The organism is Arthrobacter monumenti (assembly GCF_054511255.1).
In genome coordinates this window covers 94,832-110,222 of the sequence record NZ_JBTNCY010000010.1, presented here as the reverse complement: position 1 = coordinate 110,222, position 15,391 = coordinate 94,832, and the positions used below count along the sequence as shown (strand labels likewise).

The 15,391-nt window shown below is 62.2% G+C and carries 13 protein-coding genes, 1 tRNA gene and 1 pseudogene; 7 read left to right on the top strand and 8 right to left on the bottom strand.

Annotation, left to right across the window (positions count from 1 at the left end; translation table 11 throughout):
• Positions 1 to 252 precede the first annotated feature (252 nt).
• Both ACX80B_RS15570 and ACX80B_RS15565 read left to right on the top strand, forming a co-directional pair.
• The gene (locus tag ACX80B_RS15570) at positions 253 to 705 is read left to right on the top strand and encodes a hypothetical protein (RefSeq protein WP_459297780.1); all 453 of its coding nucleotides are present in this window, start codon (positions 253 to 255) and stop codon (positions 703 to 705) included.
• 98 nt (positions 706 to 803) lie between these two features.
• Complete coding sequence (locus ACX80B_RS15565) at positions 804 to 2,216, top strand: FAD-binding oxidoreductase (protein ID WP_459297779.1); 1,413 nt, start codon at positions 804 to 806, stop codon at positions 2,214 to 2,216.
• Here ACX80B_RS15565 and ACX80B_RS15560 read toward each other — a convergent pair.
• Positions 2,213 to 3,232 carry a LacI family DNA-binding transcriptional regulator gene (locus ACX80B_RS15560; protein WP_459297777.1) on the bottom strand — a complete coding sequence of 340 codons (1,020 nt, stop codon included), beginning with the start codon at positions 3,230 to 3,232 and terminating at the stop codon, positions 2,213 to 2,215. The two genes, ACX80B_RS15565 and ACX80B_RS15560, sit on opposite strands and share 4 nt — an antisense overlap.
• Before the next feature lie 39 nt (positions 3,233 to 3,271).
• Complete coding sequence (locus ACX80B_RS15555) at positions 3,272 to 5,002, bottom strand: glycoside hydrolase family 13 protein (protein ID WP_459297775.1); 1,731 nt, start codon at positions 5,000 to 5,002, stop codon at positions 3,272 to 3,274.
• 270 nt (positions 5,003 to 5,272) lie between these two features.
• On the opposite strand from ACX80B_RS15555, the gene ACX80B_RS15550 reads away from it, so the two are divergent.
• On the top strand, positions 5,273 to 5,410 hold the full coding sequence (locus tag ACX80B_RS15550; RefSeq protein ID WP_459297773.1) for a hypothetical protein: 138 nt from the start codon (positions 5,273 to 5,275) through the stop codon (positions 5,408 to 5,410).
• 179 nt (positions 5,411 to 5,589) lie between these two features.
• On the opposite strand, the pseudogene ACX80B_RS15545 reads toward ACX80B_RS15550, so the two are convergent.
• From ACX80B_RS15545 to ACX80B_RS15530, 4 genes and pseudogenes are all read right to left on the bottom strand, one after another.
• Positions 5,590 to 6,924, bottom strand: a pseudogene (locus ACX80B_RS15545) (DUF4032 domain-containing protein); the annotation flags it as partial.
• Between the two features lie 109 nt (positions 6,925 to 7,033).
• On the bottom strand, positions 7,034 to 8,116 hold the full coding sequence (locus ACX80B_RS15540) for an ABC transporter ATP-binding protein (RefSeq protein WP_459297771.1): 1,083 nt from the start codon (positions 8,114 to 8,116) through the stop codon (positions 7,034 to 7,036).
• Positions 8,117 to 8,323: 207 nt separating this feature from the next.
• The gene (otsB, locus tag ACX80B_RS15535) at positions 8,324 to 9,160 is read right to left on the bottom strand and encodes a trehalose-phosphatase (protein WP_459297769.1); all 837 of its coding nucleotides are present in this window, start codon (positions 9,158 to 9,160) and stop codon (positions 8,324 to 8,326) included.
• A complete protein-coding gene (locus ACX80B_RS15530) occupies positions 9,153 to 10,667 on the bottom strand; it encodes an alpha,alpha-trehalose-phosphate synthase (UDP-forming) (protein WP_459297767.1) in 1,515 nt (504 codons plus the stop codon). Before ACX80B_RS15530 ends, otsB begins: the two co-directional genes overlap by 8 nt.
• 161 nt (positions 10,668 to 10,828) lie before the next feature.
• Here ACX80B_RS15530 and ACX80B_RS15525 point away from each other — a divergent pair, with 161 nt between their 5' ends.
• Together ACX80B_RS15525 and ACX80B_RS15520 are read left to right on the top strand one after the other, a co-directional pair.
• Positions 10,829 to 11,722 carry a DsbA family protein gene (locus tag ACX80B_RS15525; protein ID WP_459297765.1) on the top strand — a complete coding sequence of 298 codons (894 nt, stop codon included), beginning with the start codon at positions 10,829 to 10,831 and terminating at the stop codon, positions 11,720 to 11,722.
• Between the two features lie 126 nt (positions 11,723 to 11,848).
• Positions 11,849 to 11,925, top strand: a tRNA-Thr gene (locus ACX80B_RS15520).
• A 144-nt stretch (positions 11,926 to 12,069) separates the two neighbouring features.
• Here the strand turns inward: ACX80B_RS15520 and ACX80B_RS15515 are convergent.
• Positions 12,070 to 12,873 (bottom strand): NUDIX hydrolase, encoded by an 804-nt coding sequence (locus ACX80B_RS15515; protein ID WP_459297763.1) that lies wholly within the window; start codon positions 12,871 to 12,873, stop codon positions 12,070 to 12,072.
• A 99-nt stretch (positions 12,874 to 12,972) separates the two neighbouring features.
• On the opposite strand from ACX80B_RS15515, the gene ACX80B_RS15510 reads away from it, so the two are divergent.
• Together ACX80B_RS15510 and ACX80B_RS15505 are read left to right on the top strand one after the other, a co-directional pair.
• Positions 12,973 to 14,004, top strand: a complete 1,032-nt coding sequence (locus tag ACX80B_RS15510) for an SPFH domain-containing protein (protein ID WP_459297761.1) — start codon at positions 12,973 to 12,975, stop codon at positions 14,002 to 14,004.
• The gene (locus ACX80B_RS15505) at positions 14,005 to 14,925 is read left to right on the top strand and encodes a diacylglycerol kinase catalytic domain-containing protein (protein ID WP_459297759.1); all 921 of its coding nucleotides are present in this window, start codon (positions 14,005 to 14,007) and stop codon (positions 14,923 to 14,925) included. It abuts the gene before it with no gap.
• Here the strand turns inward: ACX80B_RS15505 and ACX80B_RS15500 are convergent.
• On the bottom strand, positions 14,903 to 15,109 hold the full coding sequence (locus tag ACX80B_RS15500) for a helix-turn-helix domain-containing protein (protein WP_459297792.1): 207 nt from the start codon (positions 15,107 to 15,109) through the stop codon (positions 14,903 to 14,905). The genes ACX80B_RS15505 and ACX80B_RS15500 overlap by 23 nt on opposite strands.
• Positions 15,110 to 15,391: the final 282 nt, after the last annotated feature.

Sequence of the window (15,391 nt, the reverse complement as noted above, 5' to 3'; positions counted from 1 at the left end):
GCGCCGATGGTACTGCACCCGGGAGGGTGTGGGAGAGTAGGTCACCGCCGGACCCACATTAAGTGAGGGGCCCCAAACCACCAGGTTCGGGGCCCCCACCCACTTAACAGCTCATTCCCTTAAGTTAGACTGACCGGAAACAGGCTCGACCGGGAAACAGGCTCGAGCGGCGTAGAGCGGCCGCTGGGCCTCCGGCTAGTGGAACGGGGGATCACCATGACGCCGGATCCTTTAGACCCACGATCCATCTCCGTGACGGAAGCTTGGAATAACTCCAGGGTGGTTCGGCCGATACTTGGGGTTCTCGCAGTTCTCATCGCGGTAGTCACCTTGATCTCCCTGAAATGGAACGACGACTCGGGCACGTCGGGCCTCCCGGGAACGCGGATATTCCTAGTCGCGTATGGGCTGGCCGCGATGGTGTTCCTAATGGGATTGGTTCCCGCCGATCTTTGGGGAAGACGTGAATCGTTGAGGACCTGGTCGCCGTTGCCAGCGTGGATGCACTACCTCGCGGCTGGTCTTCTGACCGGGCTGGCTATAGGGATCACAGACTGGCACAACCCTCATCCCGCAGAATCGATGCATTTGTGGTGGACATTCTTCATGGCGACTGGCCTGCTCGCTCCGCAGGCGGACAACCGCAGGAATGAGAAAGAGGAGCGCGGCCGTTTGGAAATGAAGCCCGCGGCGCGGATTCAATGAGAAATGCATCGCCGGCTATGCGCGCCCGGACCTTCCGTGGAGGTATTCGCTGGCGTTCCAATTTCCAGACCCGCCTCCGGCGCCGGTAGGCTCGGGCTATGCCAGAGCTTCAACTCACTGACCTGATTTCCTCCCTGCCCACGGACGCCATCAGTACAGACGACGACCAGCTCCAGTTCTATTCCACAGATCTAGGGCCTGTCGTGGACTTGCAGCTGCCAGCAGCGGTGGTGTGGCCTGGAACGATTGAAGAGGTTCAGGCGGTACTTCGCTGGGCTCACCGGGCCGGAACCGTCGTGGTTACGAGGGGTGCCGGCACCGGCGTTTCGGGCGGGGCCCACGCAACCGCCGGCTGCATTGTCTTGAGCCTCGAGCGAATGAACCGCATTCTCGACATCCGCCCGGATGATGAGCTCGCGGTGGTCGAGCCCGGCGTGATCAATGCTGACCTGAATTCCGCAGTCGCCGAATATGGGTTGATGTACGCACCGGACCCCGCCAGCTACCGGACCTCAACGATCGGTGGCAATATCGCCACAAACGCCGGTGGCTTACGATGCGCCAAATATGGCGTCACCCGGGAAGCAGTACTTGCCCTCGACGTCGTGCTGGCCGACGGGACGTTGATTCATACCGGCCACCAGACATTCAAAGGCGTCGCTGGATATGATCTGACCGGTCTCATTGTCGGATCGGAAGGGACACTGGGTGTTGTGGTCGGTGCAACCGTACGGTTGAAGTACCTGCCGGAGGAAGTGCAGACCATCGCGGCTTTCTTTCCAGACTTCAGAACCGCAGCCGCTGGGGTGCTGGCAGTGGGCAAGGCCCGGATCCAGCCGGCGATCATGGAACTGCTTGACGCTGCGACGATGTCTGAACTGGACCGTCAGTTCGGCTCGAGTCTAAGCGACCGGGGTGCCGCACTGCTGCTCATCCAAACAGATGGATTCGGCGCCGCGGCAGAGGCGGAGGAGATCAGCCGGGTGCTCTCCGGACTGGGTGCCAGCATCAGCGCCGAGAACGCCGCGGAAGCCGAGAAGTTGGTGGAGCTGCGAAGGAACAGCCGCGGCACGGAGAAGCCGGAAGAATACCGCGTTGGCGAAGACGTCGCAGTACCGCGTTCACAGCTCGTCGTCTACGTTGCCGAGCTGGAACGAATGGCGGCGGAGCACGGGGTGAACCTCCGGGTGGTCGCGCATGCCGGGGACGGAAATCTGCACCCCACATTCTGGGTACCGATCCCGGAAGCGGCGAAGATCGCAAAGACATCCGGAACGGGTGATGTATTGCCCGAAGTCGATGAAGCGCTTGAACGGCTTGATGCTGCCCTCGATGAGTCCGTCGAGGTCGCGTTGAAGATGGGCGGGACGATGACCGGCGAACACGGCGTGGGGCAATTCAAGCTGCGCTGGTTGCCGTTGGAGCAGCGCAAAGAGGTTCGGGAACTGCAGCGCGGCATCAAGGAGCTCTTCGACCCTGCGGGGATCCTGAATCCGGGCAAGGCTATTTAGCCGCTGGCTGGTACGGCGGTGCTCGAGCGGACAACGAATTCGGTATCGAGCTTTTCGTTGAGTGGACCTGTTTCCTTCTCCGCGCTGCTGAGCGCTGCCAGCAGGCGTTGGACGGCGCGTTCGCCCTGCCGCTGTGGAAACTGATTAATTGTCGTCAGGCCAAAGACCTCACTGAGGTCATGCCCATCGATTCCAATCACCGACAGGTCCTCGGGCACATTCAGCCCCAGCTCCCGGGCGGCGAGAATGGCGCCGATGGCCATCTCATCCGAAGCGCAGAAGATGGCGCTGGGCCGTTCGTACGGGCTGGCCAGTAGTTGCTTCGCTTGCCGGTGGGCGTCATTGACGGTGAAGTCGGACACGACGACCCAGGACGGGTTGACGTCCAAATCGGCCCGGACCATTTCTGTCTCGTATCCGCCGCGGCGGCTGCCGGTCAGTTCGAAGTCCCGGTCCGCATCCGGACCACCGGTTATGTGGGCAATCTTCTTATGCCCCAGCCCGATCAGATGTCCTGTCGCCAATGAGCCCATGCCGAAATGGTCGACACTGACGGTTGGCACCCCCGGCATTGCGCCGCCGATACCGACGACCGGCCGGTTCACCGACAGCAGCCGTGCCAGTTCGTCCTGGTTCAGCTTCAACGCGACGGGAATGACGGCGTCGAGGCGTTGGCGCATCAGGTAGTCCTTCAGCACGCTCTCCTGATGGTGGGCACCGCGCGCCGTGTTGTACAGCGTCAGGTCATAGCCGACGTCGAGCAGGGCCCCAGCGATGCCCCCGACCACTTGGGAGAAGAACCAGCGGTCAACAGATGGCACGATCACGCCAATATTTCGGCTGCGGCCGGAGGCAAGACTGGAGGCGTGATACGAGAGGACGAAGTCGAGCTCCGCCGCGGCGTCCAGGACCCGTTGCCGGGATGTGGCCGAGACGTGCCCATTGCCGCTCAGCGCCCGGGAGACCGTTGCCGTGGAAACGCCGGCGCGTGCTGCCACGTCCTTGATTCCAGCCAATGTGTCCTCTCCCGGGCTGCCGATAAGGTAGCAGCAGTGTCAGCCTAACTGAATCCACACCGTCTGGTTGGGCTGCAGCACGTTGCCTTCGCCGGCGCCCGGCTCGCTGGCCGCAAGGATATCGCCGTCCGGGATGCCGGCAGCATCCAGGCCCATGTTCATGGCGACGAGGATGGAACCATTGACGAAGGCGACGACATCGCCGTCGTACTCAGGGCTGAAGCCGAGCGAACCTGAACCGAGCCCCAATTCCTTTCGCAGTCCCAGCGCCTCCCGGTACAGCGTCAGGGTGGATTCAGGGTCGGCGCTCTGGTTTTCGCGTGCCAGTTCGGTCCAGTGATCCGGCTGCGGGAGCCACGACTCGCCCGCCGTGCTGAAGCCGTAGGAGTCCCCGCCGGAGGTCCAGGGCAGCGGGACGCGGCAGCCGTCGCGCCCAAGCCGCTCGCCGCCGGTGCGGAGGAACGAGGGATCCTGGCGGTGCAGTCCCTGCATCGCGGTGTGGTCGGGGAGACCGAGTTCCTCGCCCTGGTACAGGTAAACGCCACCGGGAAGGGCGAGCATCAGCAGGGATGCGGCCCGCGCGCGGGAGAGTCCGACGGCGGTGTCCGGCTGAGGGTCGTTGGGACCGACGCCGTCGCCGTCGCGTGGTGTGTTTCCGCTGTACCCAAAGCGGGTGGTGTGACGGACGACGTCGTGATTCGACAGCACCCAGGTGGTGGGCGCTCCCACCTCATCGAAGGCGGACAGCGAGCTGCTGATCACCGAGCGGAGCGCATCCGCATCCCAGCCGGTGCCGAGATACGCGAAGTTGAAGGCCTGGTGCATCTCATCCTGGCGGACCCAGTGTGCCAGTCTGGGCAGCGGGTCGATCGATGCCTCCGCGCAGAGGATCCGGTCGCCGTTCCGGGTGCCGTCGGAGTAGCTATCGAGGATTTCCCTCCAGCGCCGGTAGATGTTGTGCAGTTCTTCCTGGCCGAACATGGGCGCCTCATGACCGGGGAAACCATCGGTGCTGACGCCGTCGGCGCGGCCGCCCCAGTCCGGCAGATCCTTGGCCTTGACCAGAGCGTGCGCCACATCGACCCGGAAACCGTTGACGCCGCGCTGCAGCCAGAAGTTAAGGATCCGCTCGAATTCGGCGCGTACGGCCTCGTTGTCCCAGTTGAAATCGGGCTGGGAGGAGTCAAACAGATGCAGGTACCACTGTCCCGCGGATCCGTCTGCTTCCTGCACACGGGTCCAGGCCGGGCCGCCGAAGTGTGACTGCCAGTTGTTCGGCGGGAGTCCGCCATCGCCGCCGCGGCCGTTCCGGAAGACGAACATCTCCCGTTCGGCGCTGTCCGGTCCGGCAGCGAGGGCTGATTGGAAGAACGGGTGCTCGCTGGAGCAATGGTTCGGAACGAGGTCGATGATGACTTTGATATCGAGTTCGTGGGCGCGCTGGACCAGCAGATCGAAGTCGTCCAGTGAACCAAAGAGTGGGTCGACGTCGCAGTAGTCGCTGACGTCGTAGCCGCCGTCTTTTTGTGGCGATGTGAAGAAGGGGGAGAGCCAGACGGCATCAATGTTGAGGTTGGCCAGATCGCCCAGTCCGGCAGTGATGCCGGCCAGGTCGCCGACGCCGTCGCCGCTGAGGTCGCGGAATGAACGCGGATAGATCTGGTAGATGACCGACGAGCGCCACCAGCGAAGGTCGCGGTCCGCAGGGTGCAGGGGCAGCAGCGATGACGCTTGGGCAGTGCCGGCGGGTGCGGTTACTGAATTTTCCATGACGGCCATTTTAGGACGCGCCGGCCCATAATGGAAACGCTTGCAGACCGTAAGCGGGCTTATTTTTGCTGAGCCGGCGTGGCTCGATGGGAGGGTGAGCGTCTTATTGGACGTGGTGAGTGGAAGCGCTTGCACATCTGGAATGGTGAAGACTTAACGGCGTCGGGCACCGGTCTGCACAGGCGTAAGGATGAGTGGTTTTGCTCCTGCCTGAAGAGGCGTAATCTCTTATCAACGGAGCCATCCAGGCCCCAAGGATTGGGAGCAACGATGTCTGATAAATCGCCACACAAAGGGCTGACCAAAAAGGCCGGCAAGTCGCTGAAAGAAAAACGGGCGGACAAAAAGGTTAAGGCTGCTGGCAAGGAGGCCGCCGCCGAAAATATCGCCAACGTCAAGAAGCACTAGAGGCGCCGGGCAATTCCCCTCTTGAACCTTCAGTGAGGGGAATTTCCGGGTTCTGTTCCTGGATGTTGTACCGGCTCATCGCCGCCCGGCGTGCTGGATGCGTGCGTGCCGTGCGCGGGGTGGCTCGCTGCTGGTTCGCCTTCCGGATCGTGATCCGGCGCCTCGCCGGCATCGTTGCCCTGAAGCACGTTTAACGTTTTAGTATCCGGGTTCAGCAGGATCGCGGCCTCGTCCCGGCGGTGCCGCAGCACATCGTCGAGGTAGGACTGCACCGTTTCGGCCAACGGGACGTCCCTGTCCTGTTTCTCCGACATGTACCAGCGGTGCTCGAGGACCTGGTGCACGACTTCGGCCGGCTCAAGCTTGCCCGCAAGCTCGCGGGGAATAGCGCGCACGATGGGTTCGAATACGTGCGTCAACCAGGAGTGGGCGCTGATTTCCTCGTCCAGATGTGGATAGTACTCCGCCCGGTACTGGTCCAGATCGTTAAGCAGCCTGCGTGCCTGGTTCTCCTGGACGTCCAGCCCTGTCAGCCGGATGAGCCGCCGCGGATGATGGCCGGCGTCGACGACCTTGGGCTGCAGCTGGATGCGTGAACCCTCGGAGTCAGTATTGATCGAGTATTCCTCGACGTCGAAACCGAGCTCATTGAGCCGTTCCACGCGCGCGGCGACACGCCAGCGCTCCCCGGCGCCGAAGGTTTCCTTGCCGGTCAGCTCGTTCCAGAGCCGTCGGTAGCTGTCCATGATCCGCTCGCTGGTGGCCAGGGGATCGACATGTTCCTCGATCAATCCGCCTTCAAGCAGGTCCATCAGCTCACCTGCGATGTTGACCCGCGCAATCTCCAGATCGTATTCGCGCTGTCCAGAGGAAAGTGAGGGATAGATTTCCCCGGTCTCGGCGTCGACGAGGTACGCGGCGAAAGCGCCGGCGTCGCGGCGGAAGAGGGTGTTGGAGAGCGATACGTCTCCCCAGTAGAAGCCGATCAGGTGCAACCGGACCAGCAACAGAGCCTGGGCATCGATCAGACGGGTGAGGGTGTCGCGGCGCAGTTTCTGGGAGAACAGTGCGCGGTAGGGGAGGGAGAATTTCAGATGCCGGGTAACGAGGACCGGGTTGAGCTCCTCGCCGTCGGGCGTCGCGCGGCCGCTGATAACCGCGACCGGTTCCACCGAGGGAACGTCGACTTTCTGCAGCCGGCGCAGCACATGATACTCATGCCGGGCGATGTGTTCACTGGTTTCCTTCACTGCGATGACGGAGCCGCCCAGATGAGCGAAGCGGACCACATGCCGGGAGATGCCGCGCGGCAGGGCGGCGAGATACTCGTCCGGCCACTCCTCCAGGGTGATATGCCAGGGCAGGTCCAACAATTCCGGATCGGTGGCGGCGGCGGTGATATTCAGGGAGCCGACAACGTTCGCGGGAGGCAGCCCGGCATTGCGTGGCAACTTGCCCTGCTGTTCCCAATCACTGGGTTCATGCCATTGGGCGTCCCCCGAAAGCTCACTCATCATGCTCCCATCTTAAGCACGCACGGCCCCGGTGCCGGCGTTTCCGGGTGGATATCCACCCGGAAACGCCCGGCTCCGGAGCCGGGTGTTTCAATCAGTTGACAGGAATTTAGTCGCCGAGGCGGAGACCTGTCTTGGTGTCGAAGACGTGGACGTGACCCTTCTGCGGACGGACCCAAACGGTTGCGCCCTTCTCCGGTGGGCGGCGGCCATCGACGCGGACAATGATGTCGTGCGAAACATCGTTGACCATGGTGTGGCCGAAGATGAACGCGTCAGCACCTTGCTCCTCCACGAGGTCGGCCTCAACCGAGAGGCCTTCACCTTCGGAGACAAGCTCAAGGTCTTCGGGGCGTACGCCGAGCGTGACCGTATTGCCTGCGGCTTCGCGCAGGGCTTCCTGTCCGGCGTCGTAGGTCGTCCCGCCGAACTTCACGCCGCCGTCGACGATCGGAAGCTCGAGCAGATTCATGGCCGGTGAACCGATGAACCCGGCGACGAAGACGTTGTTCGGGTGATCGTACAGCCGGCGCGGAGTGTCGACCTGCTGCAGCAGTCCGTCCTTGAGCACGGCAACGCGGTCGCCCATGGTCATGGCTTCGACCTGGTCGTGCGTGACGTAGACGGTGGTGACGCCGAGCCGACGGGTCAACGAAGCAATCTGGGTACGCGTCTGCACGCGCAGTTTCGCATCGAGGTTCGAGAGCGGCTCATCCATCAGGAATACCTGCGGGTTACGCACAATTGCGCGTCCCATCGCAACACGCTGACGCTGGCCACCGGAGAGTGCCTTCGGCTTGCGCTCGAGGTAGTCTTCCAAGTCGAGCAGCTTGGCGGCGTCACGGACGCGTTCGGCGCGTTCCTCTTTGGACACTCCGGCGATCTTCAGTGCGAAGCCCATGTTGTCGGCGACTGACATGTGCGGGTACAGAGCATAGTTCTGGAACACCATGGCAATGTCGCGGTCCTTGGGCGGGACATCGGTAACGTCGCGGTCCCCGATCATGATGCGGCCGGCGTTCACATCCTCAAGGCCTGCCAACATCCGCAGCGAGGTGGACTTTCCGCAGCCCGAAGGGCCGACCAGTACAAGAAATTCCCCGTCCGCGATGTCGAGGTCGAGCTTGTCCACTGCGGGACGCTCGGTACCCGGGTACACCCGGGTGGCTTGGTCAAACGATACCGTTGCCATGTTTATTTTTCCCTTCACCGGCAGGTACGTGCCGGACGATCCGTTGTGAATGGTGAATATTCAGTTATTTGGGCTATGCCCGGAGGTGACGTGGTTCACGTCCCTGAAGAAGTATGGCAGAAAAAGTCCGACGGCGTGCATCGGGGACGTAACAAAGCTCACATGAGCGGACGAAAAAGGGCTCAGGCGGCCGACCGCTGAGCGCGGCTATCGGCTGACTGTGGCGCGCAGTTTCAGCAGGGTTTCGAGCAGATCCTGCACTTGCTCCGGACTCTCGATCCGGTAGCCGGCGCGGCTCAGTCCGGAACCGATTTTCACCCCGACATCCTCCGGCCCGAGCACGGCCATCGCGTGCTCATCGGTGACATCATCGCCTGCGAAAAGCACCGCCGTCGCGCCCGTCAGCGACCGCAGTGTTTCGATACCTTGACCTTTATCGGAGTGCACCACGCTGGACTCGACGACCTTCTTGCCCTCGGTCACGCTCAGCCCGTCGAGCCCGTTCAACTCCCTTAGCGCCGTCTCCACAGCTGCCGCGGCGACATCCGGTTCGGCGGTCCGGGTGTGCAGTACGACGCCGGCGGGTTTGGTTTCGATATGTGTGCCGGGGTGCGCTTCAACAATGCGTTCGACGACGGCGGTGGCTTGCGCCAGCAGCTCCCTCGCCGCAACGTCCAGCTCCAGCGGTTTGCGGTCCGGCCCGGTCCAGGTTTCGGCGCCGTGACTGCCAATCAGCAGCGTCTTTTCCCCGGGCGAGGCGAGGAGCCGCAGTGTGTCCAGAGCGCGTCCGGAAATCAGCGCCGTCGTCGTCGCCGGCAGTGCTGCGAGTTCCGCGAAAGCCTGCGCCGAGCGGGGGAGGGCCCTGGCATCTTCGGCCCGGTCGACCAGCGGAGCCATGGTTCCGTCAAAGTCCATGGCCACCAGCAACCGCTCCGCAGTGGCCACCCGTTCGAGTGCATGGCGCAGATCCTCGGGAAGAGTGGCGCCGTCGTCCTCGCCGACCGTTTGCGCAGGAAGGGGGCCGCCGGCGTCGTTCTCACTCACTGGTTGGGCCTCTGTCCCCGGTGACTTCACGCAGGGTGCTGAGGAATGACTGCGACCAGTGCTCGACATCGTGGTCCAGGATTTCGCGCCGCATTTTCTTCATCCGCCGCTTCGCATCCTCAGGATCCATATGGACGGCCTTCAGGATGGCTTCCTTTAATCCGTCGATATCGTGCGGGTTCATCAGCACGGCTTCATCGAGCTGGTCCGAGGCTCCGGCGAACTCACTGAGCACCAGGGTTCCGTTCGATTCCACCCGCGCGGCGACATACTCCTTGGCCACCAGGTTCATGCCGTCCCGCAGCGCCGTCACCAGCATGACGTCGGCGGCCAGGTAGAGCGCCACCATTTCCTCCAGCGGGTAGCTGTGATGGAGATACCGAACGGCAGTGTGCTCAATGGTGTCGTGCTGGCCGTTGATGTGCCCGACCGAGCCCTCGATTTCCTCCCGCAGAATCCGGTACTGCTCCACGCGCTCGCGGCTCGGGCTGGCCACTTGGATCAGGACGGCGTCCTCAACGGTCAGCGTGCCGTCATCGAGCAGCTCGGAATACGCCTTGAGCCGGTGGCCGATGCCCTTGGTGTAATCCAGCCTGTCCACGCCGAGCAGGACCTTCGTAGGATTTCCCAGGTCCCGGCGGATCTGCGCCGCGCGTTCTATGACTTCGGCATCGTGGGCGAGCTTATGGATTTTCGTGCTGTCAATGGAGATCGGGAACGCTTCAGCCCGGGCAATATGGCTGACCTCGCCGTCGTCGTCCTGGACGTGGACAAACTGTTGCTTGACGCTGTAGCCCCGGAAGCGCCGGGCCGAGCGGATGAAATTGCTCGCGTCGCTGGTGCGTTGGAATCCGATCAGATCCGCGCCTAGCAGGCCGTCGATAACCCGTCCCCGCCAGGGCAGCTGAGCGAAGATTTCGGTGGGAGGGAACGGGATGTGGTTGAAGAAGCCGATGCAGAGGTCGGGGCGGAGCCGGCGGAGCATCTGAGGCACGAGCTGGAGCTGATAGTCCTGGATCCAGACCGTGGCGCCTTCGGAGGCAACAAGGGCGGCGGCGTCGGCGAACCGCTGGTTGACGCGCCGGTAGGCTTCCCACCAATGGCGGTGGAACTCGGGTGGGGCGACGACATCATGGTAAAGCGGCCACAGTGTCGCGTTGGAGAAGCCCTCGTAGTAGTACTCGACCTCTTGGCCGCTGAGACTGACGGGGATGAGGCGCATGTCGTTGTGGCTGAACGCGTCAAGATGCTCACTGGTTGCGCCGTTCCAGCCGATCCAGGCGCCGTCGGCCTTCGCCATGACGGGCGCCAATGCGGTGACCAGCCCGCCGGGGGAGCGGCGCCAGGAAGCGTTGCCGTCGTCGTCGACCACCCGGTCCACCGGAAGTCGGTTGGAGACGACTATGAAGTCATATTCGCGCTGGTCCGAGTCGCCGATCTGCGGGCTCAGATCCTCCAGCTCAGGTGAAGAGTTTTCGCCGGTATCAGCGGTTGTGGATGCAGTCATAGTTGCTCCCTACGTCGAATCGACCCCACATAGACTCTAACGTTTATGGAAACTTTCTGTTCCGCTGCTTCGTTTGTATGACGGTGCATGAAATTGCTGGCTAGACTGGCAAAGTTGCAGTTTTCCGTGGTTCGAGACCACGCCCAACAACACGAGGATTTATGACTCCGCAGAACAAAGGCAAGCCGTCCCGGGCCGAGCGTACGGCCGAGGCGCGCGAAAAGGCCCGCAAGATCCGCGAGGAACAGCAGAAGAAGGAAAAGCGGAACCGCCTGCTGGTGCGTTGGGGAGTCGTTGCCGGAATCGTCGCTATTATCGCCATCATCGCGATTATTGTTATGCAGAACGTTCGCGGCCAGATTCCTGATGAGGGCCCGACGGCGGCAAACACCAACGAGTACGGCGGCATCGTTATCGGCGCCGATAACGAGGTGTTGACCAACGCTCCGGCTGGAAACATTTCCGCTGATGATCTGCCCGACGAAGCACCGCAGCCGGAAGGGGAGGGACCTCTCGTACCGCCCGGAATTGAGCCTTCCGAAGAGGACGAACCCGTAAACGTCGTGCTGTTCGAAGACTTCCAGTGCCCGATCTGCAAGCAGTTCGAGGAAACCTTCGGTGGCCAATTGCAGGAGTTGCAGAACGAAGGCGATATCACTGTCGAGTACCGAATCATCAGCATTCTGGACCGGGCCACGACGACGAACTACGCGTCCCGGGCCGCCAACGCCGCTAAATGCGTTGCCGATGAGTCACCCGAAAACTACACCGCTTATTCGAACGCTCTCTTCGAGAACCAGCCACCTGAGGACGGCGGCGAGGGACTCTCGAATGAACGTCTGACCGAGATGGCCTCAGAGGTTGGAGCCGAAGGGCTGGGCGATTGCATCGACAGCACCAAGTTCCGCCCCGCCGTGGAGATCCAGACCGAGCGCGCCGGAATGTACGGCGTGGACGGGACCCCGACGGCCTTCGTGGATGGGGAGAAGTGGAACCCGCAGGAAGTTCCCTCGTTCATCGATTTCGTGGAGCAGAAACTCCAAGCGAAGCAGTAATTTCCAGCAGCCCGGGCGGGCGCGGTTTCCTACGACCGGCCCGCTTGGGCTAACCTTGTTTAGCGCGTTGAAGTTCCGCCGTTATGGCAGGAACGACGACGCTGGCCGGCTCACTGGGGCCGGTTCGCCTCCTTAGCTCAGTTGGCCAGAGCACCTGTCTTGTAAACAGGATGTCGCCGGTTCGAATCCGGCAGGGGGCTCCACGAAAAACCGCGCAGTTACTGGGATGTAGACCAGTTGCTGCGCGGCTCTTTTTTGCCCGGAGGCAGGGACCCGCCTTGGCTGGGCAGCTGAATTTTTCACTTTCCGCATGGCATGGGATGCACGAAACAGGTTATGCATCCTTGCTATGGGCGTGGTCGCATTAGCGGCGGATTGAGGACTGTGCGAATTGGCTCCCCTGTGGCCGGACGGGCTTCTTTGGCGAGCCGGTAAAGTGCCGCGGGGCGACCGGTTGCGCCCTCAATATTTCGTCCGGTTTCTTCGAGGAAGCCGGGTGTGCTGATGGCCTTACGGTGGAAATTGCGAGGGTCCAGTCGCGCACCCCATACGGCTTCATAGACCGAGCGTAACTGGGCAACTGTAAATTCCTCCCCGCAGAACGAGGCAGCCAGGGGGGAGTACTCAAGCTTGGATTTGGCGCGTTCGAGTCCGTCAGCCAGGATCTGCTGGTGATCGAAGGCAAGGCCTATGGCGGGGTCGTTGAGGACTCGTCGGACGGGGTGCCACTCGGCTTCTGCAGCATCGCTGCCTGCGGAGAGGACAGGAAGATCGGGCGCGAGCAGGAGGTAGGCGACAGTGAGTACATCCCCGCGGGGATCCCGACCAGCGGGGCCGTAGCTGCGCAACTGTTCCAAGTGACCGGGTATGCGATCGACTCCTGTCTCCTCTGCCAACTCTCGGCTGGCGGCGGTCGGCAGGTCTTCTCCGGGAAGAACGAAACCACCAGGCAGTGCGAGCCTGCCGCGAAAGGGCTCGATGAGCCGGGTGATGAGCAGGACATGCAGACCGCCATCACGCACAGTCAACGCGACGACGTCGACCGCCACTGCGAACTGCGCGGATGGAGGCAGCCCCCACTTCAATGCCGGCTGATTCCCGGTGTCGGAATCGCGCGGTCGCTCATTGGGGTTGGAAGAGAGTGCGGGCATGAAGCCACCGTAAACCCTTTATCGTCGGATTGACAATAAGGGCGTTGGTCGTTATCGTCATAGTGACGATAATAATTTCAGAAGCATAGGAGAACTCCCATGGCCAGCATCAAGTCTTACCCCTGGATCAGGCACTTCCTCGGCACCCCGACCGGATACGTCGTCCATCTACAGGGCGGTGCGGTTAAACACCAGGGCGTGGGGCAGGCGTTTTGGTTCCGGCCCAACACCTCGGTGTTGAGCGAGGTTCCGATTGACGATCAGGAACTGCCCTCGATGTTCCATGCGATCACCCGGGACCACCAGGATGTATCAGTGCAGGCGAATGTGACCTACCGCTTCGTCGACCCGGTATCGGTATCAGGGAGATTGGACTTCGCGCTTCAGCCTGACGGCACCGCCACGGCCACAGGTCGGGAACAGGTGGCCACGATCATCGGACAACTGGCACAGAGCCACGCCATCGACCAGATGGCTACCACCACGCTCGCTGAGGCTCTGGAGCGCGGGGTAAGTCAGCTTCGCGGAATGCTGACTGAGGCGCTTCGCAGCGATGAACGTCTGCGCTCGACCGGAATCGAGATTCTGGGCGTGCAGGTTTTGGCTGTTCGTCCCGAATCCGATGTCGAACGGGCCCTGCAGACACCCGTACGGGAGCAGCTGCAGGCCGAGGCTGACCGGGCCGTCTATGAAAGGCGGGCCTTGGCGGTTGAACGGGAGCGCACAATTTCCGAGAATGAAATGGCGAGCCAAATCGAGTTGGCCACCCGGCGTGAGCGTCTCGTCACTCAGGAGGGCGCCAACGCACGACGGCAGGCCGAGGAAAAAGCCACCTCAGGACTCGTCGACGCACGCGCCGCTGCCGAGCGCAAAGGGATTGATGCCACGGCCGAAGCCAATAAGGTCCGCGTGGTCGGCGATGCGGCCGCTGCACGTGAAGCGGCCGCCATGGAGGTCTATCAAGGCATGGATCAAGCCACTTTGCTGGCCATTGCACTCCGTGAGGCCGCAGGGTCGCTCCCCAATATCGGAGCTCTCACGATCACCCCGGATCTACTCAGCGGTGCGTTGACTGCGCTCCTGGGTGGAACGGGAGCAGCGACCGCCAATCAGGACAAGGTGGACGTCTAAATGGCCAACCCCAGGATCGTCATTGTCCACCGCCGCACCGAGCTCCAGGAACTGCTGGACCGTCACGCCACGCGTGGTCAAGCGGAGTTCTTCCTGCGCACCCGGGGCCGCACGATCGAGGAAGTTCAGGAACGGCATGATCGACTGGCTACAGCATTGGCGACCGTTCGTACGGCCATCCCTGCCGAATGGCGCCACGCCGAAGTGGAACGCGAAGACCTCAGCCGGTTCCTGCTCGCTCCCGAGGACATCATCGCCGTCGTCGGTCAGGACGGACTGGTCGCCAACGCAGCAAAATACCTTCAAGGCCAACCCGTGCTGGGTATCGACCCCGAACCGGGAATAAACCCTGGAGTCCTTGTCCGCCACACCGCCGAGGAGGTCGCGTCACTGCTCAACCGAATCAGCCAAGTCGGCGCCAAGGCAGGGTGTCAATTCGATCGCGAGCAGCTGACGACCGTCCGGGCGGAGCTGGACGATGGCCAACAGCTGTCGGGACTGAATGAAATTTTCGTCGGACAAGCCTCTCACCAGTCCGCCCGATACGCGATTCAAACATCGAGGAGTGAACATGAACGGCAATCCTCATCAGGACTAATCGTCTCTACCGGAACCGGCGCGACGGGATGGTGCGCCTCAGTAGCGCTTGAACGCGGCGGGCGTTCTCTCCCCGCCCCGTCTGATAGCCGGCTTGCGTGGTTCGTTCGCGAAGCCTGGCCTTCACCCATTACAGGAACCAACCTCACCGAGGGCATCCTTGAAGCTGGAGAATCGCTCACCATCACAGTCGCGTCCGATCAGCTCGTCGTATTCGCAGATGGAATGGAAAGCGACCGACTCACCGCCACATGGGGACAAACAATAACGGTAAGGCAGGGTGATCGTCCCCTCCAGCTCGTCACGAAGTTGCGTCGTTCGTAAGTTCAGACGAGCGAGCGGTTGGATCGGCTTCGCGGAGCCGTCCTTTCCGCCGTACTCTTTCTGAGCCGTACTCTTTCAGGTACCGGTAGAGGGTCGAGCGGGACAAGCCGACAGCCTTGGCTGCCTGCGCGCCGGTTTGCCGTCGCGTCTTATGGGCATCGCCGGATGCGCCGCGTCTTTTCATCAGCAGGAAGCTAATACCCATTACCGGGCCAGCGGCGGCAGCAAGATAGCCGTACATGGGCTGGTCCCCTGTCCAGGAGCTTCAGCTGATGAAAGGAAGTTATCTGGATATGGCTGGTTTGAAAGACGGCGGATTGATCCACGGGTCTGACTGACGGGCTGAGGATCGGCATGACGGTGACTTATACTCGCCTCGATCACCTCCAGCTCCGGGACGGCATTCACCGTGTCTTCGACGGATCTCACCATGCTTGTGGGCATCTGCCGGAGGTAGCTGGATGTT